The organism is Kitasatospora sp. NPDC059803 (genome assembly GCF_042732255.1).
Taxonomy (GTDB): Bacteria; Actinomycetota; Actinomycetes; order Streptomycetales; family Streptomycetaceae; genus Kitasatospora.
The window spans coordinates 1-3814 of the sequence record NZ_JBHWIJ010000332.1; the positions used below are offsets into that span (position 1 = coordinate 1).

The window sequence follows — 3814 nt, forward strand, 5'->3', positions numbered from 1 at the left end:
GGCGGACTGTGCCCGCCGCCGGGCCGCCGTGTAGTCTCCCCGCTGAGAGGTGTCGGGAGGTGACCGTGACGCAGTACGCCGGGGGTGGGCACGTCCCGCCGCGTCCCGCCGCTCCGCCGGGGCCGCAGCCGTCGGGGGCCGCCGCGCCGCCGCCGGTGCCGCCCGTTCCGGCCCCTGTTCCCGCCGCTGCGCCGCCGGCTCCGGCCGCTCCGGTGCCGCTCGTTCCGGTGCCGCCTGCTCCCGTGCCGCCCGCTCCGGCTCCTGTCTCCGCGCCCGCTCCGGCCGCACCCGCGCCCGCGCCCAGTGCGCCGGTCCCCGTCGGGGCCACCGGGCACTTCGTGCTGCCTTCCGGCGCGCCCGTGCAACTCCCCGCCCACCCGCCGCAGCGGCACGCGCCCGCCAGTCCGATCGCCGTCCTGCTGATCGGCCCGGCCGGGGCGGGCAAGACCACCGTCGCCCGGTACTGGGCCGAGCGCCGGCCCAGCCCGACCGCGCACATCAGCCTGGACGACGTCCGCGAGTGGGTGCAGTCCGGCTTCGCCAACCCGCAGTCCGGCTGGAACAACGCCTCCGAGGCGCAGTACCGGCTGGCCCGCCGCACCTGCGGCTTCGCCTGCCGCAACTACCTCGCCAACGGCATCTCCTGCATCATCGACGACGCCGTCTTCCCGGACCGCCCGGCCATCGGCCTCGGCGGCTGGAAGCGGCACATCGGCCCCGGCATGATCCCGGTCGTGCTGCTGCCCAGCCTGGACTCCGTTCTGCACCGCAACGCCCGGCGCGGCGGCACCCGGCGGCTCGGTGACGAGGAGGTGGCGCGGATCCACGGCCGGATGGCTGGCTGGTACAACTCCGGGCTGCCGATCATCGACAACTCGTACCTGGACGTGGCCGGCACCGCCGCCGAGCTGGACCGCGTCATCCTGGCCCGGCTGATGGGCATGCCGGTCCGCTGACCTGCGACGATCCGGCGCTGTCGGTGCCGACTGCGATGATGTGCGGGTCCTGTCGAACCACCCCGGGGGAGCTGACGCCCGTGCCGGAAGGCCACATCATCCACCGCCTCGCCGCCGAGAACCGGAAGGCCTTCGGCGGCCGCCCGGTCGAGGTGTCCAGCCCGCAGGGCCGGTTCGCCGACGAGGCCAAGGCCATCGACGGGCAGCTGCTCACCGCGGCCGAAGCCGTCGGCAAGCACCTGTTCCTCGGCTTCGAGGAGGGCGGCTGGGTGCACGTCCACCTCGGCCTCTACGGCGGCTTCGCCTTCGGCACCGGGCCCGCGCCCGAGCCGGTCGGCCTGGTCCGGCTGCGGCTGGCCAACGACGACGGCTACGCCGACCTGCGCGGCCCCAACACCTGCGCGCTGGTCACCGGCGCGGAGAAGGCCGCCGTCGCCGCCCGGCTGGGCCCCGACCCGCTGCGCGCCGACGCCGATCCGCAGGCCGCCTGGCGCCGGATATCGGCGAGCCGGACGACCGTCGCCGCGCTGCTGATGGACCAGAAGGTGCTGGCCGGGGTGGGCAACGTCTACCGGGCCGAGGTGCTGTTCCGCCACGGGATCAACCCGCACCGCGCAGGCCGCGACCTCACCCGGGGCGAGTGGGACGCGATCTGGGCCGACCTGGTCGCCCTGATGCACGAGGGCGTCGGCGCGGGCCGGATCGACACCGTCCGGCCCGAGCACACCCCCGAGGCGATGGGCCGCCCGCCGCGCGTCGACGACCACGGCGGCGAGGTGTACGTCTACCGGCGGGCCGCGATGCCCTGCCTGGTCTGCGGCACCGACGTCCGGACGGAGCAGCACGCCGCGCGCAACCTCTTCTGGTGCCCCACCTGCCAGGCGGCCTGACCGGGTCCGCGGTTGCTCCGGCCGGGCCCCGGCGTGTCCTCCGGGGGGCCGGTCAGCCGACGGCCACGGTGGGCTCGTGGTGTTCGGCGGCGGCGCACGCGTCGAGGAGGGGGCGCATGGCCTCGTCCACGAGCCGGTAGCGCACGACCCGCCCGTCCTTGTCCCCGGTGACCACGCCCGCGGTGCGGAGCAGTCGCAGGGCCTGGGACGCGGCGGGGTCGCGCATGCCGGTGGCGACGGCGAGGTCGGAGACGGCGAGCGGGCCGGCCCGGTGGAGGGCGAGCAGGAGGGCGAGCCGCCCGGGGTCGGCGAGCAGGGAGAACCGCTCGGCCCAGGTGCGGACGTGCGCGGGGTCGCCGATCGCGGCGATGGCCTCGCAGACCCGGTGTCCGTCGATGGTGCGGTGGCCCGCGCGGTCGGCCGGTACGAGATGCATGCGCACATTGTTGCAGGAGGGGGCCTGTGATCCTGGACACCTGCGCAGGTGCGCAGCCTTGCAAGGGTGGGTCCTGGCCCCTACGGTGTTCCCCGCCGTGGTGCTCGGGAAGACCGGTGACGGATCCTCAGGGGTCCCAGTCCGGAGCGGCCCTCGCCACTGTGATCGGGCCATCGTGATCGTCGACGATGGAGAGACGTCCGTACCCACGACGCCACTGGGAGCCTCGCGCACCTGGGAAGGCGGGTACGGGACCCCCGTAAGCCAGGAGACCGGCCACGGCATCTCACGAAGTGTTTCCACGAGGTGCTGGAGCGTGACCCGAATGACCCTGCCCGAAACCGCCGCCGCCGAGGCGCCGGCGACACCGTCCGTGCTGCCCACGTTCCGCTGGAAGCGCGAGGACACCGTTCGCACGGCCGGGCTGATGGGGGTGATCCTGGCCATGCACGTGGTGGCGTTCGGGACGCTCATCTTCCTGGTCGCACCCCACAACTACGCGGTCGGCACCCAGGTCTTCGGCGTGGGCCTGGGGATCACCGCGTACACCCTCGGCATGCGGCACGCCTTCGACGCCGACCACATCGCGGTGATCGACAACACCACCCGCAAGCTGATGGCGGACGGCAAGCGGCCGGTCTCGGTCGGCTTCTGGTTCGCCCTCGGGCACTCCTCGATGGTGGTGCTGATGGCCGCCCTGGTGGCGGGCGGCGCGCAGCTGGCCAGCACGCTGATGGACGACGACTCGACCACCCACAAGTGGCTCGGGATGGTCGGCACGACGGCCTCCGGCGCGTTCCTCTACCTGATCGGCGCGCTCAACCTGGCCGCGCTGCTCGGCATCCTCAAGGTGTTCCGGGCGATGCGGGCCGGGTCGTACGACGAGGCGCAGCTGGAGGAGCACCTCAACTCGCGGGGCTTCATGGCCCGGGTGCTGAACCGGGCGACCCGCTCGATCACCCGGCCCGGGCAGATGTTCCCGGTGGGCATGGTGCTGGGGCTGGGCTTCGACACCGCGACCGAGGTCACCCTGATGGTGATGGCCGGGTCGGGCGCGGCGGCCGGGCTGCCCTGGTACGCGATCGTCTGCCTGCCGCTGCTGTTCGCGGCCGGGATGAGCCTGTTCGACACCCTGGACGGGACGTTCATGAACTTCGCGTACCAGTGGGCCTTCGCCAACCCGGTCCGGAAGGTCTACTACAACCTGACGATCACCGGGCTGTCGATCGCGGTGGCCTTCGTCATCGGCACCATCGAGCTGGTCGGCGTGCTGCACGAGAAGCTCGATCTGACCGACCCGGTCACCGGCTGGATCGCGGGCATCTCGCTGGACAACGTCGGCTACGCGATCGCCGGGCTGTTCGTGGTGGTCTGGGCCGCGGCGATCGCCTACTGGAAGCTGGCCCGGGTGGAGAAGCGCTGGGTGGCCGCCGAGTAGTGACGGTTGCGAGCGGCGACGGCTGCGAGCAGCGACGGGGGCGCCCCCCCCGGCGGCCCGGGGGGGGCCCACGGCGACGGCCCGGTGAGGTCGA

4 protein-coding genes and 1 riboswitch are annotated in these 3814 nt (G+C 73.8%); of the genes, 3 read left to right on the top strand and 1 reads right to left on the bottom strand.

Features of this window, described 5'->3' with window-relative positions:
• Positions 1–59 precede the first annotated feature (59 nt).
• A complete protein-coding gene (locus ACFV6I_RS34105; protein ID WP_380342366.1) occupies positions 60–956 on the top strand; it encodes an AAA family ATPase in 897 nt (298 codons plus the stop codon).
• A gap of 80 nt (positions 957–1036) precedes the next feature.
• A complete protein-coding gene (locus tag ACFV6I_RS34110) occupies positions 1037–1846 on the top strand; it encodes an Fpg/Nei family DNA glycosylase (protein ID WP_380429602.1) in 810 nt (269 codons plus the stop codon).
• Positions 1847–1898: 52 nt separating this feature from the next.
• Here the strand turns inward: ACFV6I_RS34110 and ACFV6I_RS34115 are convergent, their stop codons facing one another.
• The gene (locus ACFV6I_RS34115) at positions 1899–2282 is read right to left on the bottom strand and encodes an ArsR/SmtB family transcription factor (RefSeq protein WP_380429605.1); all 384 of its coding nucleotides are present in this window, start codon (positions 2280–2282) and stop codon (positions 1899–1901) included.
• Positions 2283–2363: 81 nt separating this feature from the next.
• Positions 2364–2578: riboswitch (cobalamin riboswitch) on the top strand.
• A gap of 29 nt (positions 2579–2607) precedes the next feature.
• Between ACFV6I_RS34115 and ACFV6I_RS34120 the strand changes: the two genes are divergently transcribed.
• Positions 2608–3720, top strand: a complete 1113-nt coding sequence (locus tag ACFV6I_RS34120; RefSeq protein ID WP_063346775.1) for a HoxN/HupN/NixA family nickel/cobalt transporter — start codon at positions 2608–2610, stop codon at positions 3718–3720.
• Positions 3721–3814 lie beyond the last annotated feature (94 nt).